Below are 25107 nucleotides of genomic sequence, written 5' to 3'. Positions count from 1 at the left end.
GGACGATGTCCGCCTTAGTGGTTTCAGGCCGATGCCGCTGCCGGACGGTTGCGCCGCTGCGCCAGTTTAACCACGTAATAAATTACGCAGGAAATCAGCAGCGAATTGATGGTCGGCACGCCCCATTCGGTCAGTAACCCCACTGCGCTACCCACCAGCGTGGCGACGATCGCCACCCAGCCAATCACCGGCGTTTCGCTGTCCGTCGGCAGTTCACCCCGCTGGCGGCTGCGGTCCAGCAGGCCACGGTGCGTGCGCAGCAGCAGGTAATCCACCAGCATAATGCCGAGGATCGGCGGGAAGACCACGCCCAGCACGGTGAGGAAATCCACAAAGCGATCCAGAATCCCCAGCACCGACAGCAGGGTTCCCAGCAGGCCGATCACCAGCGTGGTACTGCGATATTTCAGCTTTTTGCCGCAGATCCCTTCCACCGCGTTAATCACCCCCAGCGAAGAGGAGTAGAGGTTGAGGTCGTTAACGCGCAGGGTAGAGAGGATCACCACCAGCAGTCCGACACCGCCCGCCGCCTGCGACATAATTGTTACCACATCCGCCGTTTGCAGCGTTCGGGCAATCAGAATCGCCAGGCCGTTAACGATAAACTCACCGGCAATAATGGTCAGCAGCGTAATACCCGCGACGTGTTTAGACGACTTTGAATAGCGGGTCAGGTCCGGGGTCATCAGGCTGGCCACGATTGCACCGCCGACCACCATGGTAATCGCCGCGCTGATGGTCAGCGGCGAACCGGTTGGCGGCAGATCGATGATTTGCTGCAGGGTATGGCCGGAAAGGGTGTGGAAGGAGATAAACGCCACCAGGCAGATAAACAGCGGTACGGCGATGCGGGCGGTCACGCGCAGCGCTTTAAAGCCGAAGGTCACCAGCACGGTCAGCAGCAGACCGGACAGGCTGGCCGCCAGCGGGAAGCCGAGACTGTCGCCCAGCGCGAAGTTGAGCGATTTCGCGAAGATGGCGTTCTGAATGCCAAACCAGCCCAGCAGGCTGACGGCCACCACCAGGCCAATCAGCACGGAACCGACACGGCCAAAGCCGCACCAGCGCGCCAGCAGGCTGCCGGAGATCCCTTCCCGCATCCCGGCATAGCCCAGACCGTAGGTGACGATGCCGAAAATAACGCTGCCGGCTAAAATGGCCAGAAATGCACTGGCCAGGTCCATCGAGTCACCCAGCACCGAGCCGAGCATAAACTGATCCAGCGCGGTCAGCATGCCCATGTGCACTACGGCAACGCTCAGGAAGGAGACGCGCTTGTTCTCAGGAACGCGGCTCAGCGGGTAGTCTTCTATTTTTATCACGTTCTGTTTCCTTGAAATTAAATAAACTGGATGCCCTTTTCGATCAGGCGGTCCGGTATAAAATTGTCTAATCCTGCGTGACGGCAATACTCTTCAAACTGATTCAGCGTGTGCACCCCGGCCTTCTGGTAGATGCTGTAAATCCGGTTTTCTACCGTGCGATGGCTGAGGTTATAGATGCGGGCGATCTCCTTGGTGGATAAGCGCTGCAGCAGCAGAAACAGCGTATCCAGCTCGGAGCGGGTAAACAGATCGGTACTCACTTCGGTGGTCAGCACCCCGGGTTTTTGCTGAGTGATGTATTTCAGCGGCGACAGGGTATCAAGCAGCCTGGCATTCCACGCCACGCCGATAAACACGCCGCCGTCGCCGTACAGCGGGATCTTTTCGCTGACGTAAGGCGTCAGGCTGTCCTGCCCGAACCAGTAGTGGGTTTCAATCACCGCCACCCGCCCGTGACTGGCTTCAGTGCGCCTGTCGTGCTCAATCAGTTCGTCTTCGCATTCGGCCCAGGCGGCGGGAAATTCGCTGTCGAGCTTTCCCTCAACGGCGAACTCCTTTGGCGTGCTGGTGTAGCGATACGCCATATCATTCATATAGAGATGGCGTGATTCTGAATCTTTGATGCCCCAGGGTTCAGCCAGGTGTTCCATCATGGCAATCAGTGCGCTCAAATTGGAGTGCTGTTTCGCATCTGATACGTTCATCTCTTCCCCCTGTGGCCCTCCATTATCCGATCTTCTTCGCCAGATAGTGTCGGGTATGTTGATGGGCATAATCACCCAGTTCACCGTAGACGGCGTAGCCTAACTTTTCGTAAAAGCCCCGCGCCTGGAAATCAAACGTGTCGACATAGGCCATATGGCAACCGCGTTTTTTTGCTTCCTGCTCTGCGCTTTGCATCAGCTCGCGGCCGACGCCCTGGCCCCGGCAGTCATCGCTGACCCACAGGTACTGCACCTCCAGCCCTCCCCACCAGGTGCGGGCCACAAGACCGGCCACTATCTGGTCCTGCTCATTGCGTAAAGTCAGAAACAGAGGGTGAATATCAACGGGAGTCGTTCTGGCGTTGTGGGCCCACAGGCTGTCGATAACGAGCTCTTCATCCGCGGCAGCCGGTTTGTCAGTCATAGTCATTTTCATTGTTAGTCCAACATCATGAAATAAAGTAAATTAATAAGATAACCTGCACATTAACAATGGGTAATTATCATTTTACCTTTCGACTGACAAGAGTGTTTTTCTCCCGTTCCCAAGTGGGACGAAAAGAACTACTGTAGTGACGACCGGGCAGAGCAGCAACACAGATCACACTATTATCAATTTGCCGGGTGGTTTGACAAGATTTGTTTACGCCTCACCAGGGCAATTTCTCGATTATACCGCTCAGTTTCTCGCTGAGATCGACGCGAATAGAGTGAAAATAAAGAAAGATAACTGATAATTTATAAAATAATAAGTTCAGGAAATCTTTTCAAAGACGCAGTATTTTCCAGGGGGCTACGCGGAGCGTGGTCCCCTGAGTTTTGTCCCCTGAGCCGTTCTACTGCCTTACGGCATCCATCTTTATCACCACCTTCCCGCAGTGCTGTTGCCGATCGAAATAACGCCACGCTTCCCGCGTTTCCGAAAAGGAAAAGACCCGGTCAATAACCGGCTTTAACCGGCTCTGCGCCAGCGCCAGATTCATCCGCTCGAAATCTTCCCGGCTGCCCACGCTGAAAGGCCGGACGGTGGCACCGCTGGTAAACAGGGTCATGAAATCAACGGACTCGTCCCCGGCGGCAACGAACCCCAGCAGGGCAATCTCGCCGCCGGAGGCGGTCGACTTCAGCGAGTTTTGCAGCGTTCCCGGCCCGCCAATCTCCACCACCCGCTGTACGCCCACGCCGTCGGTCAGCGCCCTGGCCTGCTGATACCAGTCGGGATGCAGGCGGTAGTTCACGGTGTGCGTTGCCCCCAGCTCACGCAGCAGCGCCGCTTTTTCCTCGCTGGAGGTCAGGGCGATAATCTTCAGCCCCATCAGCCGGGCAAACTGCACGGCAAACAGCGCCACGCCGCCGGTGCCCTGGGTGAGCACCGTTTCACCGGGCTGCAGCGGACGCGACTGAGTCAGGCTGTTCCAGGCCGTTACCGCCGCACAGGGCAGGGTGGCGGCCTGTTCATCGCTGAGATAATCCGGAACGGAAACCAGCGACGCTTCATCAATCACTTTGTACTCGGTGAGCCAGCCGTCCGCGCGGCTGCCCCACGCGCCGCCGCTGTTACCCGGCGTCAGGCTGCCGCCCAGCCACTGCGGGAAAAAGATCCCCGCTACGCGATCGCCGCAGGCAAAGCGCGTGGCGTCTTCTCCGCACTCCACGATGTAGCCGACGCCGTCCGACAACGGGATCAGCCCGGCCTGCGGGGCAAGCGTGCTTTTGCCATGCAGGATCGCCAGATCGCGATAGTTCAGACTGACGGCGGCCACGCGGATCAGTACCTGCTGGCGTCCGGGCCGCGGGCGCGGCTCTTCAACGCGCTGGAGATGGTCGATGCTGCCAAAATCATTCAGGCGATAGCTGTACATGGTGGTGTCCTCTGCTGATGTAATGCCGCTACCTTACGTGCCCCGGGCTGTACAGATAATGACTGGAAAGGTATTTTTACTGACTAATCGTCCAGGAAGAGGGCCTGAAATGGATCCGCTTGATGATGTTTTTGCCGCGATGCGCGTCAGCGGCGCGCTGCACTCGCGCCTGCAGCCGCGCGCGCCGTGGGGCGTCAGTTTTGTTGAAAGTGCGTCGATTCGCTTTGGCTTTATGCTGGAGGGCGAGGGCTGGCTGACGGTCAACGGCCAGCCTCCGCGGCGGCTGCACCGCGGAGAGGGGTTTATTGCCAGACCGGGCGTGCTGCTGTCGCTGAGCGACGATCCGAAAACGCCGACCCGCACCTGCGAGGCGGTTTTTGCCGACTGCGCCGGTAAAAGCGCCGTATTTGGCGGTGAGGGAGACCAGGCCGAGCTGCTGTGCGGCTGGCTGACCTTTGACGCCAGCGGCGCTCAGCCGCTGCTGTCGCTGCTCCCTGACTGCGTGACGATCCCGGCGGATGCGGGACGATCGCCGCTGCTGGCGGCCACGCTACAGCTGCTGGCGCTGGAAACCGACCGGCCGCATCTGGGATCGCGAATTGTCATCAGCCGGCTGGCGGACGTGCTGTTTGTGCAGGCCATCCGCACGCATTATCAGCAAATCCAGCCGCAGCAGGGCTGGATGGCCGCGCTGGCCGACAGCCGCCTGCGCCCGGTGATGGAGAAGATCCATCAGCGGTTAGACTTTCCGTGGCGGCTGAATGAGATGGCGAAGGAGGCGGGGATGTCGCGTTCGGCGTTCAGCGCCTATTTTAAGCAGGTGACCGGGGAAACGCCGGGAGAGTATCTCGGCCGCTGGCGCATCTGGCGCGCGCGCTGCCTGCTGCGGCATCCCGAGCTGGCGCTGGAAACCATCGCGCAGCGGGTGGGCTACGATTCCGCGATCACCTTTGGGCGGGCATTCAAACGGCACGAAGGGCAGACGCCCGGTGAGTATCGACGCTCGCAGGCAACGTAGCTGAAGCCACCCGCATCCTGGACGCTTGCGCAAGCATTATGGCTCTATGCCACATTTGTGCAGTCGGGCTGGATAAAAGCAACGTTCAGCTCTCTACGGGCGCTGTTCATCCAGCAGGGCGTGCAGCTGGTCCGCCGTCAGCGGCCTGCTGAATAAAAAGCCCTGCAGCAGATCGCAGCCGGCGGCTTCCAGCATCATGCGCTGGGCGTCGGTTTCCACCCCTTCCGCCGTCACGGTGATCCCCAGGCTGTGGCCGAGGGTGATCACCGATTCGACGATGGTCGCCGAGTTATCGCGCACGCCCAGCGACTGGGTAAAGGTCTGGTCGATCTTGATGGTATCGACCGGGAACTGAATCAGATAGCTGAGGCTGGAATAGCCGGTGCCAAAATCGTCCAGCGCGATACTGAATCCGGCTTCACGCAGGGTATTGATGTTCTGTAAAGCGCGCTCTTTATCCTCCAGCAGCACGCCTTCGGTAATCTCCAGCTCGATCTGACGGGGATCGATACAGTGGCGCGCCACCGTGTCCATCAGGGTACTGATAAAGTTGTCGGCCAGGAACTGCAGCGGCGAAACGTTAATGGCCACGATCAGCCGCGGGCAGGTGGTGGCCATCTGACAGGCCTTCTCAACGACCCAGTCGCCGAGAGGAATGATCAGGCCAGTTTCTTCCGCCAGCGGAATGAAATCGGCCGGCGAAATGGCACCCAGTTTGGGATGATGCCAGCGCAGCAGCGCTTCGACGGCGACCGGTTTTTTCCCGCTGATATCAACAATCGGCTGGTACAGCTGGGTCAGCCCGCTGTCGTTCTCCAGCGCGAGGCGCAGCTGCTGCGCCAGCCGCTGGCGCTTTTGCAGGGCTTCATCCATCGCGGGAATAAACAGCCGGTACTGTCCGCCGCCTTCGGCCTTGGCGGCGTAAAGGGAGATATCCGCCTTACGCATCAGCTCCAGCCGTTCGGTACTGTCGAGCGGCGCCAGCGCCACGCCGATGCTCACGCCGATCCACAGCGCGTTGCCGTTCAGCTGCATCGGCTGAGAGAGGCAGGCGATAATCTGCTGGCACAGCTGGTCTACCTGATGCTCATCCGTGACGTTCCCCATCATGATGACAAATTCATCGCCGCCCAGTCGGCCAATAGAATCTTTGATCGGCAGCAGGCTGGACAGGCGTTTACTGACCTCCATCAGCAGCTCATCGCCAGTGTGGTGGCCGTAGGTGTCGTTGACGATCTTAAAGTGGTCGAGATCCAGCAGCAGCAGGGCAAGATTATCCCGATCGACCGTCAGCATGCTGAGGCGATGATTAAGCTGCTGCTCAATCCATTTACGGTTAGGCAGGCCGGTTAAAATATCGTGCAGCGCAATATGCCTGGCGCGGGCTTCGCTGGCGGCCAGCTTCTGCATCGAGCGGGTCAGATTCAGCGAGGAGTGCCACAGGCGGCGGGTCATCACCAGGCACATCAGGGCAATACTGAGCACCGCCAGCGCAATCAGCGGGCCGGTAAACAGCAGCATCTGGCTGCCGGGGCGCATCGGTTCCCACGAGACGTCGCTGACCGGCGTTCCCTGGTGCGAGGTCAGCAGAAAGCCGGCGCTGTTTGGCTGGTCCGGCTGGCTGGGGCTGAAGCTGAAGTTGGTCACCACGCCGCGATGGGTTAAAAAATCAACAAAGCTGCTGCGCAGGTAGCGGATAAACACCAGCTGATAGCCGCGATCGTCGCCGGGCAGGCTGGCAACGGCCACTTCGGCCACCCGCTCGCGCAGGCGGATAAAATCGCTGGTCAGCACGTTCGAGGCATGCAGGTTCGGAGCCAGCGCCTGGGCTATCTCATGGTAGCGTTCAACGGGAGCCGGGGCGTCCGACAGCCAGGCAGCCAGCGGGCGCTGGTGGGGGTCCACCAGATAGACCTCATCATCGCCAATCAGCCGGAACAGCCACGGGGCGGCGGCATCGGACTGCAGCAGCAGTGAAACCGGCTGCGCTTCCCGCAGCAGGTTGCGATGCTGCTGGCTGAACTCTTCAAGATGCTGGGCCAGCAGGTTTTTGATCACCTGCTGCTGTTTTTCCAGCGCCTTATTATTGCTCTGTGCCGTGACCCACCAGGCGGTAAGCCCACACCCCAGCAGAGAAAACAGCACCACCGCCACCACTGGCGCGATAACATTACGCGTGAACTCCCGGCGCAAATTGGCAACCGTGCTGTGTTTGTTTTTCATTGACCTTCCAGGATAGACGCGTTGTAGTCCCAGGAAACCACCGATCTTGAGATAGCAAACATTACCTCATTGACCATTTTTGGCAAAGATAAACCCTTGGATAACGTCGTGAATATGTCAGTTATCGTGGTATCAAGGGTTTCAGAGGAAGGGGGTTTCCGGAAAGTGCCAGTTATCCAGGCAAATTGGTCAATTAAACCACCACGCACATTGGCCGTCCGCAAACCGGATCGGCATGAATCTGCGCATTGATACTGAACACCTGCCGTAGCCGTTCCGGGGTCATGACCTGCTCTGGCGTGCCGCTGGCGACCACCTGACCGGCCATCATCAGCACCAGATGGTCGCAGTAGCGGCTGGCCTGATTCAGATCGTGCAGCACCGTTACCACGGTTTTGCCCTGTTCCTGCTGGCGGCGCAGCAGCCGTAACAGCTCGACCTGGTGGTTGATATCGAGCCACGTTGTCGGTTCGTCCAGCAGCAGCAGCGGCGTGTCCTGCGCCAGGGTCATAGCCAGGAACGCCCGCTGCCGCTGGCCGCCGGAAAGCGTGCTGAGCGGCTTTTCGGCGAGGTTGCCGATCTGCACTTCATCGATGGCCGCCTGCACCCGCTGGCGATCGATCTCGCCCGGGCGGCCAAACAGGTTAAGCCACGGACTGCGCCCGTAGCCCACCAGCTCCCGCACGCTGATCCCCTCGGGCACGCTGTGCTGCTGTGGAAGCAGCGCCAGCCGCTGCCCCAGCTGGCGAGCGCTCAGCGCGGCCAGATCGTCATCGCCCAGCATGACCCTGCCGGCTTTGGGCTTCAGCAGCCGCGAACAGCAGCGCAGCAGCGTGGACTTACCGCAGCCGTTCGGGCCAAGCAGGGCGGTGATCTTCCCGGCGGGCAGCGTCAGCGAAAGATTATGCAAAATGGGCGTACTGGTGTAACCGGCACTCAGCCCTTCGACGGATAGTGGCATCATTAGCGGGTTCTCATTAACAGCCAGAAAAAGTAGGGCGCACCGATCGCCGCCGTCAGTACCCCGGCGGGCAGCTCCAGCGGCGGATGCAGCGTGCGCGCCAGCAGGTCGGCCAGCATCAGCAGCAGTGCGCCGGTCAGCATGGCCGCGGGGATCAGCCAGCGGTGGCGGCCGCCCACCAGCCGCCGGGTCAGATGCGGCGCAACCAGGCCAATAAAACTGAGTGGTCCGCAGACGGCAACGCTGACCGCGGCCAGCGCCAGCGCCAGCAGCAGAATGCGACGGCGCGCAACGGGGACATCCACCCCGAGCGTGGCAGCCTGCTCGTCGCCCAGCCCCAGCAGATCGAGGCTGCGGCACAATAAGAGGCTGAGCGGCAGCAGCACGGCCAGCCACGGCAGCGCCAGCCAGACAAAGGGCCAGCCGCGCCCCCACAGGCTGCCGGTCAGCCACAGCAGCGCCTGGTTGATCTCCAGCGGGCGGGAGAGCATCAGATAGTCGGTGATGCTGGCGTAGAAGGCGGTCAGCGCCACGCCCAGCAGCGCCAGGCGCAGAGGCGCGTGACCTCCGGCCAGCAGCCGCAGCAGCAGGAAGGCCAGCAGCGCACCGGCAAAGGCCAGCAGCGGCAGCCAGGCCGCCGACAGCGCCGGGAACAGCATCAGTCCGGCGATCGACATCAGCCCGGCGGCGTGATTCACCCCAAGAATTTCCGGGGAGGCCAGCGGATTGCGGATCGCGCCCTGTACCAGCACGCCGGACACCGCCAGCGCCGCGCCCACCCCCATCGCCAGCAGGGTGCGCGGCAGGCGATAGTCCATCAGGGCAAAGTAGTGGCTGTCCGTCGGGTTGATCGCCTGATACAGCGCGCTAAAACTGAGGGTTTCACTGCCGTAGCGCAGCGACAGCGGTAGCACCAGCAGGGTGAAAGCCAGCAATATCAGCAGGGCGGTCAGCGGTTGCCGTCCCCGGTAACGGTTCATACGCGCCTCCGCACCAGCCAGATAAAGCAGGGGGCACCGATCAGCGCCACCACCGCGCCAGCGGGCAGCTCGGCGGGGAACGCCAGCCAGCGCGCAATCACATCGGCCAGCAGCATCAGCAGTGCGCCGAACAGCATACAGGCGGGCAACAGCCGCCGCAGATCGTGGCCAATCCAGGCGCTGGCCATATGCGGTACCAGCAGGCCGAGAAACGCCACCGGCCCGGCCACGCTGACGCAGCTGCCGACCAGCACCACCACCAGCAGATTGACCACCACGCGCAGCATGCCGGGCCTGGCGCCCAGCGTATGGGCGCTGTCGTCACCCAGCCGCAGCAGATTCAGGCGCGCCGCCAGCAGCCAGGCCAGCGGCATCAGCAGCGCGCTGAACGGCAGCAGCTGCCACAGCTCGCGCCAGCGCACGTGGGACACGCCCCCGGCCAGCCAGTGCAGAATGCCGTAGGTGTGATCCTCCGCCAGCAGCAGCGTGGCGCGGGTCAGCGCGGCGCAGAGTGCGGAGACGGCCACCCCCGCCAGGATCAGGCGGCTGCGATCGCCCGCGGAGCGCCAGCCTTTACCCAGCAGCATCACCATCCCCCAGCTGACACCGCCGCCCGCCGCCGCCAGCAGCGCGAGGCTGTAGCCGGCTATCCAGCCGGGATTGAAGGCGCTGGCCAGCACCATCGCCAGCGCCGCACCGGCGTTGATGCCCAGCAGGGAAGGGGAGGCCAGCGGGTTGCGCGTCAGGGTTTGCAGCAGGCCGCCCGCCAGCGCCAGGCTGGCCCCCAGCAGCATGGCAACCAGGCTGCGCGGCAGGCGCAGATTAAACACCAGCGCCTGCGGCAGCGCGGTGGCTTTACCGGGCAGCAGCGCGCCGAGCGCCTGCCACGGCCCGATCGGCAGCGCCGACGTGCTGAACAGCGACAGCCAGAAGGCCAGCGCCAGCAGCAGCAGCGGCACTCCCCAGGCCAGCAGCGGTCTGCCTGACATCATGGCTGCACGGCCACCGGCTGATGATGCAGGATCGCCACCAGATCGCGGGCGATCTGCTCGGCGGCAAACAGCCCGCGCATCCGCGCCCAGCCGTTGCTGTCCACCTCGGCCACCTGGTTTTTCTGCGCGGCGGTTAACATCGACCACAGCGGATCCTGCTGCCAGTCGCGCACGATGCTCTGCTGACGATAGTGCGCCACCAGCAGCCAGTCGGGGTTGATTGCCAGCAGCTGTTCCAGGCTGATGCTGGCGATCGGGCTTGCCCCGGCGGACGCCGGCACGTCCATCCCCAGCGCGGCCAGCACGCTGCCGGTGTAGCTGTCGCGGCTGTGCAGATTAAACTGCTGCTCGCGCGAGGTGCCGAACACCAGCTTCAGCCCTTTGGGCAGCTGACTGGCGAAGTCCTTCATCCGCTGATGGTGCAGCGCCAGTCGCTGCTGCATTTCAGCATCTTTCCCCAGCACCTTGCCGATAATCGCCGCCGATTGCAGATTTTCTTCCCAGGTTTCATTACGGGATTTCAGCATCAGCGTTGGAGCAATGCTCTTCAGCTGGCCAAGGATGCCGCCGTGGCGGGCGCTGTCGGCGATAATCAGGTCGGGCTTCAGCGCGGCAATCACTTCCAGGCTCGGCTGGGCGCGGGTGCCGACCGATTTCCACGGCTGCAGGTGTTGCCGCACCGCAGGCAGGATGCGCTGCGGATCGTTATCGTCCGCCACGCCAACCGGGCTGACGTCCACCGCCGCCAGCGCATCAACAAAGGACAGTTCCAGCACCACTACCCGCTGCGGGGCGCGATCGAGGGTAAAGGTGCCGTTGCTGTCCTGCACGGTGACCGCCAGTGCGGCCGGGGTGGCCAACAGCAGGGCGCAGGACAGAAAACGAGTGATAAGCGTAAACATAGATTCTCCAGCTGCCAGAAACGACAAAGCGGGCCGCCAGCCGGCACCCGCCATACCCTCCACAACGGCCGGCTGTTACCCCGGCCGTCGGAAACATCAGAACTTCACGGAGCCCTGCAGATAGACGGTGCGCGGCTGACCGGCGTAGATGCCTTTGTTGTTGTCATCAAAGGCGCGGGTGAAGTATTCGTGGTCAAAAATATTCTTCACGCCGACGGCCAGGTTGAGGTTGGCGTACTGCGGTCCGAAGTCGTAGTTGGCGCGCGCGCCCCACAGCATAAAGCCGGGGATGCGGCCGGTGCTGCCGTCGGCGCTTTCCTCGCGGGTGTTGGCGTTATCGGCGAACTGTGAAGACTGGTACTCGCTGTTGAGGTTAAAAGTCCAGCTTCCGGTCAGGTAGTCCAGCCCCAGCGTGCCTTTGTGCTTCGGCGAGAACGGTACCTGATTGCCGTGGTAGTCGCCCTGCTCGCGGATCACCGCATTGACGTACGCATAGCTGGCGGAAACCGACAGATTTTCCAGCGCCGGGGAGAGATCGCCGAGATCGTAGCGCACTTTGCTTTCCAGCCCGGTATGGCGGGTTTTACCGCGGGCGGTGACGCTGTCGGTTACCTGGTTTGAGTCGTACTGGTTGCTGAAGTTAATCAGGAACAGACCCGCTTCGGCCTGCAGCACCTGATTGTCATAGCGCGTGCCCAGCTCCCAGGTGCGGGCTTTTTCCGGCTCGACGCTGCCGCTGCTGACCGCTTTACCGATCTGGCTGTACTGCACGGTGCCGAACGACCCTTCGGTGTTGGCATACAGGTTCCAGGCATCGTTCAGGTGATAGAGCACGTTAAGCGCGGGCAGCGGCGCGTTGTAGCCGATTTCCTGCTTTTCACCCTTGATAAAGTTGTTCTGATAAGACTGGATATGCTCGTAGCGCATACCCGGGGTGATGGTCCAGTCGCCGATATCGACGCGGTCATCAATATACCAGGCGTGCGCCTCGGTGCCCGACTGGGTATCGCGATCGTACGGGCTGCTGCCGGTTGGCAATCTTCCGCTGCTGGCCGGGCTGGTATAGCGCAGCTCGTGAGTGGATTCGCTGACGTAGCGATAGCCGACGCCCACTTCATGCGCGGTGTTGGCGAGGGTGAAGCTCTGGCTGTAGCGCGGCTCCACGCCGCGCACCCAGTATTCGCGCGGCGACAGGGTGATGTTCTTCCCCTGGTCCAGATAGCCGCTGCGCAGGGTGTTGGTGTAGAAGGTCAGGATATTGAATTTGTGCTGGGTGTCCGGCTGATACTGATAGCCGAGGCTGGCCAGCTGACGGCGTCCCCAGAACTCATCGTAGGGACGGGTCGACTGGAAGCGGTCGGCGTTGTAGTCCGCGCGGGAAAGCCCGCCCGGCATCTGCGCCCGGCCTTCGTAATACTGCAGCAGGCTGGTAAAGGTGTGGACCTCGTTTGGTGCATAGCGGGTTTTCAGCATCACGTCGTCGATTTTGGTCGAGCTGTGCTCGCGCCAGTCGCTGCCGCGCGTCCCGGAATAAAGCAGCGCCGCGCCCAGGCCGTTATCGGCGGTGCCGCCAATCATAAAGTTGCCGCTGCCTTTGGGGTCGTTCTGGCTTGAGGTAGGCGTCAGCAACCCTTCCATTCCCGCTTCAATGCCGAAATCCTGCGGGATGGCGCGGGTGACAAAGTTGACCACGCCGCCGACGCTCTGCGGCCCGTAGCGCACGGCACCGCCGCCGCGTACTACATCCACCGCGTCCATATTGCCCAGCGACACCGGGGCCAGCGACAGCTGCGGCTGGCCGTAGGGCGCGAACGGCACCGGAATGCCGTCCATCAGCACGGTGGTGCGGCTGGCGAGGCGTGGATTCAGCCCGCGAATGCCGAAGTTCATCGCCATATCGTGGCTGCCGGTGCCGTTATTTTCCGGGGCGTTGACGCCGGGAATACGGTTCAGCGCTTCACGCATGGTAGTGGCACCGGTGCGGGCAAAATCCTCGCGGCGCAGCACGTCGCGCGCCCCGGCGTGTTCAAACACATCGTCTTCACGCGCGGTGCCCAGCCAGTCACCGACCACGGTCAGCGTGGCGGTCCCTTCCACGACCGGCACCGGCTCCAGGGTATAGGCGTTGTTGCCCAGCGATTTTGCCTGCAGGCCGCTGCCGCTCAGTAGCGTTTGCAGCGCCTGGTCCAGCGAGTAGCTGCCGCTGAGGCCCGCGCTCTTTTTGCCCTGGGTCAGCGCCGAGTTGACCGACAGCGTAATGCCGGAACGGGCGGCGAACTGGTTCAGCGCCTGGTCGAGATCGGCGGCGGCAATCTGATAGTCAGCCGTTGCCGGGGCGGTTGCCGCGCTGACCAGCGCGGGAGTGGCCAGCGCCAGCGGTGCCAGCGCGCAGTGGATCGCGAAAGCCAGAGGTGTTGTTTTGCTAAAAGCGCGCTTGATGCGGGCGCAGGAATCAGACATGACCGTCTCCAGAGTGAGAATTTTTTATGTTGTGTACTCAGGAGTCGGATGAGATGAGCAAAAGGGACAATGCATTTTGAAATTTTTTTTATTTTTTTCCGCTACGCCGCGCTGACCTTCACCCAGTAGCGGCTGACGGTCTGAATTTTTATCGGCAGCGTCTGCGCCAGTACGGCCAGCAGGCGATCGGTATCCTGCAGCGGGAAGGTGCCGCTGACGCGCAGATCGGCGGCGCTGTCGTCGCAGATCAGCATGCCGTGGCGGTAGCGCGCCACCTGGGCTATCACCTCACCCAGCGGACGGTTGCTGACGCTGAGCAGGCCCCGGGTCCAGCTGCTGCTGTCGGCGGCCAGCGCGGCGATCTCGCCGTAGCCGCTGCGGCTGAAGCGCAGCGTCTGCCCCTGCTGCACCACCTGCTTTTGCAGCGGATCGTCAGCCAGCGTGACCTCGACCGCGTGCTGCTGTACCGACAGCTCCGTGGCGTCCGGCCACAGCCGCACGCTGAATTCGGTGCCGAGCGCGCGCAGCACGCCGTCGGCGGTAGCCACCCGGAACGGCCTTTGCTGCGCATCGGCGGCGGTGGTAATGGCGATTTCGCCGCGCTGCAGATGGATCGTGCGCTGGCTGCCGGTAAATTCCACCTGCACCGCGCTGGCGGTATTGAGCATCATCTGCGACCCGTCGCTCAGCCGCACGCTGCGCATTTCGCCGGTAGCGGTGCTGTAGTCGGCCCGCAGGCTGAGGCCCAGCGGTGACTGCCAGAGCTGCCAGCCGCTGCCGACGCCCAGCAGTACCAGCAGGCTTTTCAGCACGCGGCGACGGGTCAGGTTTGCCTGATTCAGGGTCTGATAGCTGAGATGCCCCGGCAGGGTTTGCAGCTGGTTTTGTAGCGATTCAACGCGCTGCCACGCCCAGCGGTGATCTTCATGCTGCTGCAGCCACTGCTGCCAGCGGGCGTGCTGCTGCGCGGAGGCGTCTCCGGCGCAGAAGGTCGCATACCAGCCGGCGGCCATTTTCAGCGCCTGGCGCTGCTGTTCACTGACGCGTTCTGCCATTACGCCAGATCCTGCATCAGGCGAAACAGCAGGCAGTGTTCGGTGGCTTTGGCCATGTATTTCTTCACCGAGCTGACCGATACCGCCAGCCGTTCGGCGATCTGCGGGTAGGTCAGCCCTTCCAGCTGCGACAGCAAAAACGCCTGGCGAACGTTGGCACCCAGGCCGTCGAGCATGGCATCGATCTGCTGTAGCGTTTCCAGCATGGCGTGCTGCTGTTCCGGCGAGGGGACATGTTCTTCCGGCAGCTGTTCCAGCATCTCCAGCCAGGCCCGCTCCAGCGCGTTGCGGCGGAAAAAATCCACCATCACCCGTTTGGCAATGGTGCAAAGGAAGGACTTAGGCTCGCGGATCTCCGCCGCGTCGTTGCCGAGCAGCACCCGCACGAAGGTATCCTGCGCCAGATCCTCGGCATCGCTGGCCGATCCCAGCTTGCGCTGTAGCCAGCATCGCAGCCACCGGTGATGTGTCTGATAGAGGCTGGCGAACGGGTCGGCAGACGCGGCTTGCGTTGACATAACGAGTGACACATCCTGGCAAAAAAAATGACGCCGGGATGATAATTGATAATAGTTATCATTTCAATGACCAAAAATCGTTCAGTTATCCGCCTGGTCAACGCCTGCGATCCTGAACGGGCCAGGTCGGGCATAAACGGTCATTCCGGCGCGTTGTGAATGAGACTGAGATCGAAGTTGTTAACCCTGAAACTGGCTTGTTAATGATATGTGATATCGCTCAAGGATTTTGTTTTGGGCTTTTGATTATATGATAACCAATGTTTACGTTGTCATTTTATCTTTATGGAATAAATCGTGAATAATTCATTAAGTTAGGATTGAAAAGAAAACGCGTATTTTTTATTTACCAAATAATGACAACGTCAACATTACGAATGTGACGATCAATTTTGCTACTGGAGAGAGAAATGAGTCAGCTGCCCGAGAAGATGAGCGCCGTAGTCTGCCACGGCCCACAGGATTATCGCTTTGAACAGGTGCCGGTGCCGCTGCCAAAGGCCAACGAACTGGTGATCAAAGTCGAAGGCTGCGGCATCTGTGCCGGTGACTGTAAGTGTAAAAACGGCGCGCAGATGTTCTGGGGAGAAAACCCGTGGGTGAAGCCGCCGGTGATCCCGGGGCACGAGTTTTACGGCCGCGTTGCCGCACTGGGCGAGGGCAGCGAGAAGAAGTTCCGCGTCGGCGAGCGGGTGATTGCCGAGCAGATCGTTCCCTGCTGGGACTGCCGCTACTGCAAATCCGGCAGCTACTGGATGTGTGAAACGCACAATATTTACGGCTTCCAGAAAGACGTGGCCGAAGGCGGGATGGCGGAATATATGCGCTTCTCGGCCAACGCTATCGTTCACAAAATCCCGGAAAGCCTGAGTCATGAAGATGCGGTGCTGATTGAGCCAATGGCCTGCGCGATCCATACCGTGGCGCGCGGTGACATTCAGCTGGATGACGTGGTGGTGCTGGCCGGAGCCGGGCCGCTGGGCCTGTGTATGGTGCAGGTGGCGCGGCTGAAAACGCCGAAAAAACTGATTGTTATCGACGCGATGGACGATCGCCTGGCGCTGGCGAAAGAGTACGGTGCCGACGTGGTGATCAACCCGCTGAAAGAAGACGCCGACAAAATTGTGAAATCGCTGACCGGTGGCTACGGCTGCGATGTGTATATCGAGGCAACCGGCTCCCCGGTGGGCGTAACCCAGGGCCTGCAGATGATCCGCAAGCTGGGGCGCTTCGTGGAGTTCAGCGTGTTCGGCAAAGAAACCACCGTTGACTGGTCGATTATCGGCGACCGCAAAGAGCTGGATATTCGCGGTGCGCACCTGGCCCCTTACAGCTATGAAATTGCCATCGACCTGTTTGAACGCGGGCTGGTGACATCGAAAGGCGTGGTCACCCACAGTTATTCGCTCGAACAGTGGGATGAGGCCTTTGCTCTGGCCGATTCCACCGATTCAATCAAGGTTGTTCTGGTTCCGTAGTTTTTTTCCGATGTTATTTGTACCGATATTAAATCTATAAAAAAACCTTCCCCCTACAGGAGAATATCCATGTTTTCATTCGTCAAAAAAACGCTGCCGATTATTATCGCGGGCGGAATGTTGTTGGCTGCAAACACTGCAATGGCTAAGCAATTAACCATTGGCGTCTCTTTCCAGGAGTTAAATAACGATTATTTCGTCACCATGAAACAGTCGCTGGAACAGGCCGCCGCTGAAATAGGTGCGAAGGTGTATGTTGCCGACGCCCACCATGATGTTTCCAAGCAGATTAATGACGTTGAAGACATGCTGCAAAAGAAAATCGATATTCTGCTGATTAACCCGACGGATACGGTGGGCGTGCAGTCCGCCGTGATGTCAGCCCATAAGGCGGGGGCGGTGGTGGTGGCGATTGATGCCCAGGCCGAAGGTCCGGTGGACTCGTTCGTTGGCTCCGAGAACTATGACGCAGGACTGCAGGCCGGGGAGTATCTGGCGAAATCCATCGGCGGGAAGGGCAAGGTCGCCATCCTCGATGGCATCCCGGTGGTGCCCATCCTTGAGCGCGTTCGCGGCTTTGAGGACGCGATGAAAAAATACCCGGATATCAAGATCGTTACCAAGCAAAACGGCAAGCAGGAGCGTGATACCGCGCTGACCGTGACGGAAAATATGCTGCAGTCGGCCCCGGATCTGAACGGTATTTTCAGCGTTAACGATACCGGCGCGCTGGGTGCGCTGGCGGCGATTCAGAGCAGCGGCGCCAAGGTGAAACTGGTCAGCGTTGACGGCCAGCCGGAAGCGATTAAAGAGATCGAAAAGGCGGATTCACCGTTTATCGCCACCTCCGCACAGTTCCCGCGTGACCAGCTGCGCATCGCGCTGGGGATTGCGCTGGCCCGCCACTGGGGTGCCAATATTCCGAAAACCGTACCGGTAAAAGTGAAGCTGATCGACCACAGCAATGCAAAAGGCTTTAGCTGGTAATAGCGTGAAATATTCGCTCTGCGCAGGCAGAGCGATAACCCGGAAGCGATGCTGATGACACCTTTACTGGAATTAAAACAGATTAAAAAATCCTTTCCCGGAGTGAAGGCGCTGGACGGTATTAACCTGACGGTGCAGCCCGGTGAAATACATGCGCTGCTCGGCGAGAACGGCGCGGGTAAATCCACGCTGGTGAAAATTATGTGCGGCATTCACCAGCCGGACGAAGGGGAAATTATATTACAGGGGAAGCACTGCCGTTTTCCCAATTATCGCCACGCGATTGAAGCGGGCATCGGAATTATATTTCAGGAGTTCTCGCTGATCCCGTATATGAGCGCGGTCGATAATATTTTCCTCAACCGGGAAATAAAAAACCGCTGGGGGCTGCTGGATCGTCGGGAGATGCGCCGCAGGGCACGCAGCGTCTTCAAACGCCTGGCGGTGGATATCGACATGGACTGCCCGGTGGAGCAGCTGAGCGTGGCGCAGCAGCAGTTCGTTGAAATTGCCAAGGCGCTGTCGCTGGACGCCCGCGTGCTGGTGCTGGATGAACCGACCGCCACGCTGACCCCGGGCGAGGCCGAGCACCTGTTCAGCGTGATGAACGATCTGCGCCTGCTGGGCGTGGGCATGGTGTTTATCTCGCACCATCTGGATGAAATCTTTGCGGTGTGCGATCGCATCACCGTGCTGCGCGATGGCTGCTATATCGAAACGCTGCCGACCAGCGATACCGACGTCGATGAGCTGGTGAAGCTGATGGTGGGCCGCAAAATTGAAAATACCTTCCCGGTGAAGTCGCACGTGCCGGATCGCACCCGGCGGCTGCTGGAAGCCAGCGTTCAGCGCACGAAGCAGAGCCAGACGGATACTTTCCATCTGCACGCCGGGGAAATTCTCGGCTTCGCCGGGCTGGTGGGTTCCGGGCGTACCGAAACCATCTCGGCGCTGATCGGTGCCAGCTCCTGCTACCGCAAAAGCGTCAGACTTAACGGCCAGGACGGCAGGCTGAACAGCCCGGCGCATGCCTTACAGCAGGGTATTGGCCTGCTGCCGGAGAACCGCAAAACCGAAGGGCTGGTGCTGCCGTTTTCCGTGGCGCAGAACATCACCCTTAACCGCCACGAAAAGCGCGGCAGGATTTTTGTTCATGCCGGTAAAGAGCGCGACATTGTACAAAAGCTGATCCGCGCGGTGGGGGTGAAAACGCCCGACGCCGACACCGCGGTATCGACCCTGAGCGGCGGCAACCAGCAGAAGGTGGTGATCGCCCGCTGGCTGAACAACGACTGCAATATTTTGATCTTTGATGAGCCGACGCGCGGTATCGACGTGGGCGCGAAATCGGAAATTTATCAGCTGATGCAGCAACTGACTGCCAAAGGCATTTCTATCATCATGATTTCTTCCGAGCTGCCGGAAATTATCGGCGTTTGCGACCGGGTGCTGGTATTCCGGGGCGGGCACATCGTCGCCGAACTGGCGGGAAATGAAATCGAATCTGGCAACATCATGCTACATGCCACCGGGAGCGCACAATGAGCGGAATCGAACAGATGTCATCTACCTCAACTCCCCGCGCTGCGGGACCAGGGCTGGCTAAGCGCTGGGAAAAACTGCTTCATCATCCTGCCGTGCTGCCGTTTATTGGCTTTGTGGTGCTGTTTGTACTGATGAGCCTGCTGAACGACAGTTTTCTGACGGTGAACAACCTGACCAACGTTGCTCGTCAGGTATCTATTAACGCCATTATCGCCGTCGGCATGACCTGCGCGATCCTCACCGGCGGCATCGATCTGTCCGTCGGTCCGGTGATGGCGCTGGCAGGCTCCGTCGCCGCCGGGCTGATGATGGCCGCCGTACCGGTGCCGCTGGCGGTGCTGGCCGCGCTGCTGGTCGGTGTGCTGTTCGGCCTGGCTAACGGGACCTGTATTGCCTGGCTGCGGATGCCGCCGATTATCGTCACCCTGGCATCAATGGGCATCGCCCGTGGGCTGGCGCTGCTGTACACCGGCGGGTATCCGATCTCCGGCCTGCCGGATGTGTTCTCCTTCCTGGGGCGCGGCACGGTATTCGGTATTCAGGTGCCGATTCTGGTGATGGCAGCGGTTTACGTGGTGGCGTGGATCATGCTGCACCATCTGTCTTTTGGTCGTTACGTTTACGCCATCGGCGGGAATGAAGAAGCCGCACGGCTGAGCGGGATCCGCGTGCAGCGCTACAAGATGCTGGTGTATGTAATCAGCGGAGTGACGGCGGCGCTGGCCGGTTTGGTGCTGACGTCACGCCTGATGAGCGGGCAGCCGAATGCCGGTGAGGGTTTTGAGCTGGATGCGATTGCGGCGGTGGTGCTGGGCGGCGCGGCGATTTCCGGCGGGCGCGGAGCGATTATCGGTACGCTGGTGGGGGCGATGATGCTCGGCGTGCTGAACAACGGGCTGAATCTGATGAGCGTGTCGCCGTATATTCAGAACGTGGTGAAGGGCGGGATTATTCTGGCGGCGATTTATTTGAGTTCGGTAAGGCGTAAGTAGTAGCGATTGGCCGGGTGCATCTGGCCATGCCCCCGGGGGCGGGGAGGGCTGTTCCGTATGGGGCAGCCCATTTTTTTCGATCGCCTGTCGGTTGAGGAATGGCTGGCGGGATTGTGTTGCGGGAAGATCGTTGCCTGGCTTATCGGTGCTGGGTTCGTGTCGCGGGAAGATTGTCGTCTGGCGTATCGGTGTCGGGCGGGTTCGCGGACTCGGCGTGAACACGTCCGTGTGGCCTCGATTCGCGCGTCCCTGCGCTCAACGGTCCGCGAACCCGTCCGTCACCGATTGCCCGCAGACTAAGGTTTCGCTGTGAGTAATACCGAGCACGGTTTGGGTACCGGATTGGGTTGCTGCATAGTTTGAGTCTGGCTTATCGGTGTCGGTCAGGTTCGCGGACTCGGCGTGAACATGTCCGTGTGGCCTCGATTCGCGCATCCCTGCGCTCAACGGTCCGCGAACCCGTCCGTCACCGATTGCCCGCAGGCTCTGGTTTCGCTGTGAGTAAACGGAATGCGGTGATTCGCTTGGGCTGCTGGTGCTTATCGCTGGGTTTAGTCGCGATGGATATCGGGCATGGCGTATCGGTATCGGTCAGGTTCGCGGACTCGGCGTGAACACGTCCGTGTGGCCTCGATTCGCGCATCCCTGCGCTCAACGGTCCGCGAACCCGTCCGTCACCGATTGCCCGCAGGCTCTGGTTTCGCTGTGAGTAAACGGAATGCGGTGATTCGCTTGGGCTGCTGGTGCTTATCGCTGGGTTTAGTCGCGATGGATATCGGGCATGGCGTATCGGTATCGGTCAGGTTCGCGGACTCGGCGTGAACACGTCCGTGTGGCCTCGATTCGCGCATCCCTGCGCTCAACGGTCCGCGAACCCGCCCGTCACCGATTGCCCACCGGCAGCGGTTTTGCTGCGAGTAAACGGAATGCGGTGATTCGCTTGGGCTGCTGGTGCTTATCGCTGGGTTTAGTCGCGATGGATATCGGGAATGGCGTATCGGTGTCGGTCAGGTTCGCGGACTCGGCGTGAACACGTCCGTGTGGCCTCGATTCTGCGTATCCCTGCGCTCAACGGTCCGCGAACCCGTCCGTCACCGATTGCCCGCAGGCTCTGGTTTCGCTGTGAGTAATACCGAGCACGGTTTGGGTACCGGATTGGGTTGCTGAAGGCTAGGGTTTCGCGGAGGGTTAAGGGTTGAGTTATCTGGAACGGTGCGTTGCCTGAACTCGTGGATCTATTGAGTTTTGCGACAATACGGCGTCTGTAACGCGAACTTTTGGGTATTTAAAGCAACGTATTGATATGAAAGGTGGACGTTTTGGGGCATTTCAAAGCAACTCATTGATACACAGGGCGAACGTTACGGGGAATATAAGCCGGGTGTCTGCCGCAGGGACGCGGCAGCCAAGCCCACACGGACGTGTTTACGGCGACCCGGCGTTATTCCCCGTAACGGTCGCCAGAGCACCGAAAGTGCAGCGAAACAGAAGCCTCAGCATTCGCGCCCCGAAACGGTCGCCGGAGCACCGAAAGTGTAGCATCACAAACCCGCATTCACGGAACCAGCAGACTCCCGGTGAAAAATTCGCGCCGTACCACCCGATCGCTCTCCGCCGTTTTTATGGCGTTAAACAATAATTCCGCCGCAATCTCTCCCAGCATTTCCGTATCATGATAAACCCCGGCAATGCGCATTCCAAAACTCGCGGCGCCTGGAGGTTCATCGACCGAAAAAAACTTCACGCGGGGATAGATATTTAACTGATGACATATGGACATTGCGCCGAGAGTAATAATACCGTTAAGCCCAATAATATATTCCGGCTGATTCTCAGGCTGCATCAGCCAGTTTCTGACTTCCTGCTCCTGAGATATAAAATCATAATCACCGTTGATAATGGTAATATGATTCTTCTTACCGTATAGCGCGTCCAGTATTCCTGCCGTTCGGCTGAGCGTAATTTCAGAATTTGCCGGGCCGCCGAGAATCAGCATGTTAGACTCTGGCTGGGCCGCAAGGTATTTCCCGGCCAGCAGACCAATCTCATTGTTATTCAGGAAAACGCCGCTGAGCTGGCGGTTAAAGATGTCCCTGTCTATAAGAATCAATGGGATATGATAGGCTTCGGCCTGCTCCAGATACGCGGGCTGGTACTGCTTATCATCACGAACTGCGGAAAGTAAAATACCCCGCGCCTTGTAGCTGAACAGCGCCTGAATGGCCTGATTTTCCGCTTCTTCACTGCCGTCGGTATCAAATAGCATGATCTGATAACCCTGCTTTCTGGCAATCCGTGACACCCTCTGAATCAGTGAGGAATAAAACGGGTTATACAGGCTGCTGGTGACGACACCAATAATCTGACTGCTGCTGCTTTTTAATCCCTGGGCAAAAGCATTGGGGACGTAGTTAAGTTCTTTTGCGATCGCATGGATTTTTTCACGGGTGGCGGGCTTAACCAGTTCAGGTTTATTAAACGCGCGGGATACCGTGATATTAGTGACGCCAGCTCGTCGGGCAATATCCACGATGGTGGAATTTGGAATAGCTTTCGGCACCGTCATTCCTTGCATTTGCTGTGAACAGATCTCTTATTGTAAGGAAGCGCTTTCAAATAAGCCAGATGTAACGCAGGGCGAAAATCATGAGGCAGACCTGGCTTTTTTTGCATGCGATTTCATCGATCTCTGCCCGTCACCCCCTCCGGTGGCAGGCGCTCACCATCACTTTAAGAAGCAAACGAACGACAGGTGAAGCAGCAGCGCAGCAAGCCGAGGTGAGCGACGGGCCGCAGCACCGATCCGCTCGTGTCCGATACCGGCCACATTCGGCACCCGGTTCTAGTCATATTCACAGACCTGCACATTTTCAAATCGGCCTGCGCTGTTTAAGCCTACAGACCGAACAGTTAAGAATATCGTTAACATCGCCATGGGCTGTCCACTTTTGGCAGGAACATACTGAAGACTCCGTTAAGAATAGAGGTTACTCCTGTGCGCTGCGGCCGGAGGGAATGAACGGTTAAAGTGGAGGGAAGTGACGCAACATATGTAAATCAGATATTTTTGTCATTAAGTGCGAATCTCCACAGATTTACCTCACGTCGATAGTGCGGCCTCTACGGCATCCGTCAGCATTAATCAGCCATGCGGTTGGTGACATATTACTCTGACATGGCGAGATATTGGGCGAAAAGCGGCGGGAGAAGCGCAGCAGGCTGTCGATGATGAAGACTCAGGGGGCTGTCCGAAGCAGAATACTGCCAGTCTGCTACGGAGTTTGCACCTCATCCAGCATTGAATCAGGGATGATTTAACCCGGGCATCAGGTGACATAGCGGGGCGAATCAGAGGGATAGCAGGCGGCAGATTATGTCAGTTGCGTACTGGCTTACGCTGGTTTCAGCAAAAAGCTGACCAATAAGCCCGGCAGAACCGGGCTTGAAAAGTTAACAAAAAATCAAAAAAATACTTAAACAAACTAGCGTTTTTTCTTAGGGAAAGACGAGGTCTTTCTGTCTTTAATATAAGAAAAAAGACTATATGCAGAAACGACAATTAATAGTATCGCTACTGTCATTAATATCAGGTCGCTCATTATCCTTTCCTCAAAATAACTTTTATTAATTTTTTCAGAGCAAAAAAGAAAATATAAAGTGTCTTTATACTTTCAACTCATAGGTTTTTGAAAAAAATTATCATAGATAAAACAATCTAATGCTTTGCTGTGTGTGCGTTTTACCATTAGCGTAACTGCCTATGCCCGGAGAGTGACATAGGACCGTAAAGAAAGTGTAAAATTGGGTCTTTCTGAACTGTTAAGGTATGCTACTGGTTAGGACAATACTAAGTAAAATAACTATTCTATCAAATATCTTTGCCCGTCATTTTTTGTTTTTCTCCCTCACAGGTCAAAAAAGAAAGATCAGAGTCTTTTTTTAATTGCATTTTTTGTTTAGATTTCGTGCGTGGGAAAGGATTCTGCGTATTTAATACAGCAGGTGAAACCAAATGAATCAGCAACTGATTAAGCGACCCATTTCGATAGTGCTACCAAGACCGGAGGGACTGTATCAGTTCCACACGGTAGATACTGCTGAAATAGAGACTGAACTACGTTACGAATTTTTAACAACTAATTGCAAGCCTTACACAACGGATATTGCTCACAACCGCCGCGCCGGCGACCGAAGGGGCGGCCAGCGGGCAACGGATAACGTGCAGGGCAGCTTCAGCTCGGTGCTGGGGGGAACCAGCAACGCGATTTTTAACCCCTACAAGCCGGACTCCGACAGCCTGTTTATTTCGCTACTTCTGCAGGGTACGGTGGAGCTCACCGGGCGGACGCTGCTGGAAACCAAAGTGATGACGGCCGGATCGCTGGCGCTGTACGAGCGGGATAAGCCCCTGCACTACAACAGCGGCCACGTAAAGCAGCTGTTCTTGATCCTGCCTTATGCCGATGCGCGAGCGGCGCTGGGCGGCGGTCTGGACGAGCTGGCCCTGTCTCTTGACGAGCAGCCGCTCGCGCCGTTTATTCGTTCGCAGATGATGCTGCTGGATGCCCACGCCGCTCATCTGAGCACCAAGGCTATCTCCAGCATTCTGGACGGGTTATATAACGTCTCGCTGCTGATGCTGGCGGATATCGGCAAAGAGCGCGGTAACCGCATTGAGGGCAGTAAAAATTTTATTTTTTCGGCCGCCAAACGCTACATTGAGCAAAACTACGCTCAGGTTAACCTGTCGCCGGATGCCATCGCGGTCGCATTACGCTGTTCGCGATCGGGGCTGGATCGCGCCTTTCTTGAACAGCATACGTCGGTGATGCGCGTTTTGCAGGAAGTCCGGCTTAAATCAGCCAGATACCGTTTAGAAAATTTTGCTGAGGAGCGAATTGATACCATCGCCTACCTGTGTGGATTCAGTAGCCCCAGTATTTTTAGTAAGCTTTTCAAGCTGCGTTTCGGCATGTCTCCTAAAGCCTGGCGTCAGGGTTTTAATAACAGCTATTCGTTCTACCCGGCGGAAGAGAGCAACGCCTGTGGCTGATTAAACGCCCGACTGCTCGCTGCGCTATCCCCAATCGGCAAAGGCCATGGGG

20 protein-coding genes are annotated in these 25107 nt (G+C 58.9%); 6 read left to right on the top strand and 14 right to left on the bottom strand.

Going from position 1 to position 25107, the window contains the following annotated elements; all coding sequences use genetic code 11:
• Positions 1-23: 23 nt before the first annotated feature.
• From PGH32_RS14585 to PGH32_RS14570, 4 genes are all read right to left on the bottom strand, one after another.
• Positions 24-1322, bottom strand: coding sequence for a cytosine permease (locus tag PGH32_RS14585; protein WP_337894402.1), 1299 nt, complete (start codon positions 1320-1322; stop codon positions 24-26).
• Between the two features lie 17 nt (positions 1323-1339).
• Positions 1340-2029 carry a helix-turn-helix transcriptional regulator gene (locus PGH32_RS14580; protein ID WP_314418026.1) on the bottom strand — a complete coding sequence of 230 codons (690 nt, stop codon included), beginning with the start codon at positions 2027-2029 and terminating at the stop codon, positions 1340-1342.
• Positions 2030-2051: 22 nt separating this feature from the next.
• Positions 2052-2465 (bottom strand): GNAT family N-acetyltransferase, encoded by a 414-nt coding sequence (locus PGH32_RS14575; protein ID WP_337894401.1) that lies wholly within the window; start codon positions 2463-2465, stop codon positions 2052-2054.
• A gap of 400 nt (positions 2466-2865) precedes the next feature.
• Positions 2866-3891: a zinc-dependent alcohol dehydrogenase family protein gene (locus PGH32_RS14570; protein ID WP_337894400.1), complete on the bottom strand. Its 1026-nt coding sequence runs from the start codon at positions 3889-3891 to the stop codon at positions 2866-2868.
• A 109-nt stretch (positions 3892-4000) separates the two neighbouring features.
• On the opposite strand from PGH32_RS14570, the gene PGH32_RS14565 reads away from it, so the two are divergent.
• Positions 4001-4909, top strand: coding sequence for an AraC family transcriptional regulator (locus PGH32_RS14565; RefSeq protein ID WP_337894399.1), 909 nt, complete (start codon positions 4001-4003; stop codon positions 4907-4909).
• Between the two features lie 93 nt (positions 4910-5002).
• Here the strand turns inward: PGH32_RS14565 and PGH32_RS14560 are convergent, their stop codons facing one another.
• The 8 genes from PGH32_RS14560 to fecI form a co-directional block, all read right to left on the bottom strand.
• Positions 5003-7132 (bottom strand): putative bifunctional diguanylate cyclase/phosphodiesterase, encoded by a 2130-nt coding sequence (locus tag PGH32_RS14560; RefSeq protein WP_337894398.1) that lies wholly within the window; start codon positions 7130-7132, stop codon positions 5003-5005.
• 193 nt (positions 7133-7325) lie between these two features.
• The gene (gene fecE / locus PGH32_RS14555; RefSeq protein WP_337894634.1) at positions 7326-8093 is read right to left on the bottom strand and encodes a Fe(3+) dicitrate ABC transporter ATP-binding protein FecE; all 768 of its coding nucleotides are present in this window, start codon (positions 8091-8093) and stop codon (positions 7326-7328) included.
• Positions 8094-8095: 2 nt separating this feature from the next.
• The gene (gene fecD / locus PGH32_RS14550) at positions 8096-9073 is read right to left on the bottom strand and encodes a Fe(3+) dicitrate ABC transporter permease subunit FecD (RefSeq protein ID WP_337894397.1); all 978 of its coding nucleotides are present in this window, start codon (positions 9071-9073) and stop codon (positions 8096-8098) included.
• A complete protein-coding gene (fecC, locus tag PGH32_RS14545) occupies positions 9070-10062 on the bottom strand; it encodes an iron-dicitrate ABC transporter permease FecC (RefSeq protein WP_337894633.1) in 993 nt (330 codons plus the stop codon). Before fecC ends, fecD begins: the two co-directional genes overlap by 4 nt.
• Entirely contained in the window at positions 10062-10967 is a 906-nt protein-coding gene (locus PGH32_RS14540) for a Fe(3+) dicitrate ABC transporter substrate-binding protein FecB (RefSeq protein WP_337894396.1), read from the bottom strand. Before PGH32_RS14540 ends, fecC begins: the two co-directional genes overlap by 1 nt.
• A gap of 96 nt (positions 10968-11063) precedes the next feature.
• A complete protein-coding gene (fecA, locus tag PGH32_RS14535; protein ID WP_337894395.1) occupies positions 11064-13427 on the bottom strand; it encodes a TonB-dependent Fe(3+) dicitrate receptor FecA in 2364 nt (787 codons plus the stop codon).
• Between the two features lie 101 nt (positions 13428-13528).
• Positions 13529-14482 (bottom strand): ferric citrate uptake sigma factor regulator FecR, encoded by a 954-nt coding sequence (gene fecR, locus PGH32_RS14530; protein WP_337894394.1) that lies wholly within the window; start codon positions 14480-14482, stop codon positions 13529-13531.
• Positions 14482-15000 (bottom strand): ferric citrate uptake sigma factor FecI, encoded by a 519-nt coding sequence (gene fecI, locus PGH32_RS14525; RefSeq protein WP_337894393.1) that lies wholly within the window; start codon positions 14998-15000, stop codon positions 14482-14484. Before fecI ends, fecR begins: the two co-directional genes overlap by 1 nt.
• A gap of 410 nt (positions 15001-15410) precedes the next feature.
• On the opposite strand from fecI, the gene PGH32_RS14520 reads away from it, so the two are divergent.
• The 4 genes from PGH32_RS14520 (at position 15411) to PGH32_RS14505 (ending at position 20002) form a co-directional block, all read left to right on the top strand.
• Complete coding sequence (locus PGH32_RS14520; protein WP_337894392.1) at positions 15411-16478, top strand: alcohol dehydrogenase catalytic domain-containing protein; 1068 nt, start codon at positions 15411-15413, stop codon at positions 16476-16478.
• 69 nt (positions 16479-16547) lie between these two features.
• On the top strand, positions 16548-17465 hold the full coding sequence (locus PGH32_RS14515) for an ABC transporter substrate-binding protein (RefSeq protein ID WP_314418041.1): 918 nt from the start codon (positions 16548-16550) through the stop codon (positions 17463-17465).
• Positions 17466-17519: 54 nt separating this feature from the next.
• Entirely contained in the window at positions 17520-19010 is a 1491-nt protein-coding gene (locus PGH32_RS14510) for a sugar ABC transporter ATP-binding protein (RefSeq protein ID WP_337894391.1), read from the top strand.
• Between the two features lie 14 nt (positions 19011-19024).
• Positions 19025-20002, top strand: coding sequence for an ABC transporter permease (locus tag PGH32_RS14505; protein WP_105592597.1), 978 nt, complete (start codon positions 19025-19027; stop codon positions 20000-20002).
• A 1555-nt stretch (positions 20003-21557) separates the two neighbouring features.
• Here PGH32_RS14505 and PGH32_RS14500 read toward each other — a convergent pair.
• Together PGH32_RS14500 and PGH32_RS24720 are read right to left on the bottom strand one after the other, a co-directional pair.
• Positions 21558-22562: a LacI family DNA-binding transcriptional regulator gene (locus PGH32_RS14500; RefSeq protein WP_314418043.1), complete on the bottom strand. Its 1005-nt coding sequence runs from the start codon at positions 22560-22562 to the stop codon at positions 21558-21560.
• 922 nt (positions 22563-23484) lie between these two features.
• A complete protein-coding gene (locus PGH32_RS24720) occupies positions 23485-23601 on the bottom strand; it encodes a small membrane protein (RefSeq protein WP_146114129.1) in 117 nt (38 codons plus the stop codon).
• Positions 23602-24014: 413 nt separating this feature from the next.
• On the opposite strand from PGH32_RS24720, the gene PGH32_RS14495 reads away from it, so the two are divergent.
• On the top strand, positions 24015-25055 hold the full coding sequence (locus PGH32_RS14495) for an AraC family transcriptional regulator (RefSeq protein ID WP_314418045.1): 1041 nt from the start codon (positions 24015-24017) through the stop codon (positions 25053-25055).
• Positions 25056-25107: the final 52 nt, after the last annotated feature.

This window comes from Erwinia sp. SLM-02, from assembly GCF_037450285.1.
Classification (GTDB): Bacteria; Pseudomonadota; Gammaproteobacteria; order Enterobacterales; family Enterobacteriaceae; genus Erwinia.
Note: the sequence above shows the minus strand (reverse complement) of the source record. Positions and strands in the feature narration are given on the sequence as shown.

What these genes read in the sequence shown, in the direction of transcription:
- fecI (WP_337894393.1), bottom strand. Translation starts at nt 15,000, where the DNA reads ATGTCAACGCAAGCCGCGTCTGCCGACCCGTTCGCCAGCCTCTATCAG.
- PGH32_RS14560 (WP_337894398.1), bottom strand. Translation starts at nt 7,132, where the DNA reads ATGAAAAACAAACACAGCACGGTTGCCAATTTGCGCCGGGAGTTCACG.
- PGH32_RS14505 (WP_105592597.1), top strand. Translation starts at nt 19,025, where the DNA reads ATGTCATCTACCTCAACTCCCCGCGCTGCGGGACCAGGGCTGGCTAAG.
- fecC (WP_337894633.1), bottom strand. Translation starts at nt 10,062, where the DNA reads ATGTCAGGCAGACCGCTGCTGGCCTGGGGAGTGCCGCTGCTGCTGCTG.
- PGH32_RS14520 (WP_337894392.1), top strand. Translation starts at nt 15,411, where the DNA reads ATGAGTCAGCTGCCCGAGAAGATGAGCGCCGTAGTCTGCCACGGCCCA.
- PGH32_RS14565 (WP_337894399.1), top strand. Translation starts at nt 4,001, where the DNA reads ATGGATCCGCTTGATGATGTTTTTGCCGCGATGCGCGTCAGCGGCGCG.
- PGH32_RS14575 (WP_337894401.1), bottom strand. Translation starts at nt 2,465, where the DNA reads ATGAAAATGACTATGACTGACAAACCGGCTGCCGCGGATGAAGAGCTC.
- PGH32_RS24720 (WP_146114129.1), bottom strand. Translation starts at nt 23,601, where the DNA reads ATGAGCGACCTGATATTAATGACAGTAGCGATACTATTAATTGTCGTT.
- PGH32_RS14495 (WP_314418045.1), top strand. Translation starts at nt 24,015, where the DNA reads ATGAATCAGCAACTGATTAAGCGACCCATTTCGATAGTGCTACCAAGA.
- PGH32_RS14515 (WP_314418041.1), top strand. Translation starts at nt 16,548, where the DNA reads ATGTTTTCATTCGTCAAAAAAACGCTGCCGATTATTATCGCGGGCGGA.
- PGH32_RS14570 (WP_337894400.1), bottom strand. Translation starts at nt 3,891, where the DNA reads ATGTACAGCTATCGCCTGAATGATTTTGGCAGCATCGACCATCTCCAG.
- PGH32_RS14540 (WP_337894396.1), bottom strand. Translation starts at nt 10,967, where the DNA reads ATGTTTACGCTTATCACTCGTTTTCTGTCCTGCGCCCTGCTGTTGGCC.
- fecE (WP_337894634.1), bottom strand. Translation starts at nt 8,093, where the DNA reads ATGCCACTATCCGTCGAAGGGCTGAGTGCCGGTTACACCAGTACGCCC.
- PGH32_RS14510 (WP_337894391.1), top strand. Translation starts at nt 17,520, where the DNA reads ATGACACCTTTACTGGAATTAAAACAGATTAAAAAATCCTTTCCCGGA.
- fecA (WP_337894395.1), bottom strand. Translation starts at nt 13,427, where the DNA reads ATGTCTGATTCCTGCGCCCGCATCAAGCGCGCTTTTAGCAAAACAACA.
- fecR (WP_337894394.1), bottom strand. Translation starts at nt 14,482, where the DNA reads ATGGCAGAACGCGTCAGTGAACAGCAGCGCCAGGCGCTGAAAATGGCC.
- fecD (WP_337894397.1), bottom strand. Translation starts at nt 9,073, where the DNA reads ATGAACCGTTACCGGGGACGGCAACCGCTGACCGCCCTGCTGATATTG.
- PGH32_RS14580 (WP_314418026.1), bottom strand. Translation starts at nt 2,029, where the DNA reads ATGAACGTATCAGATGCGAAACAGCACTCCAATTTGAGCGCACTGATT.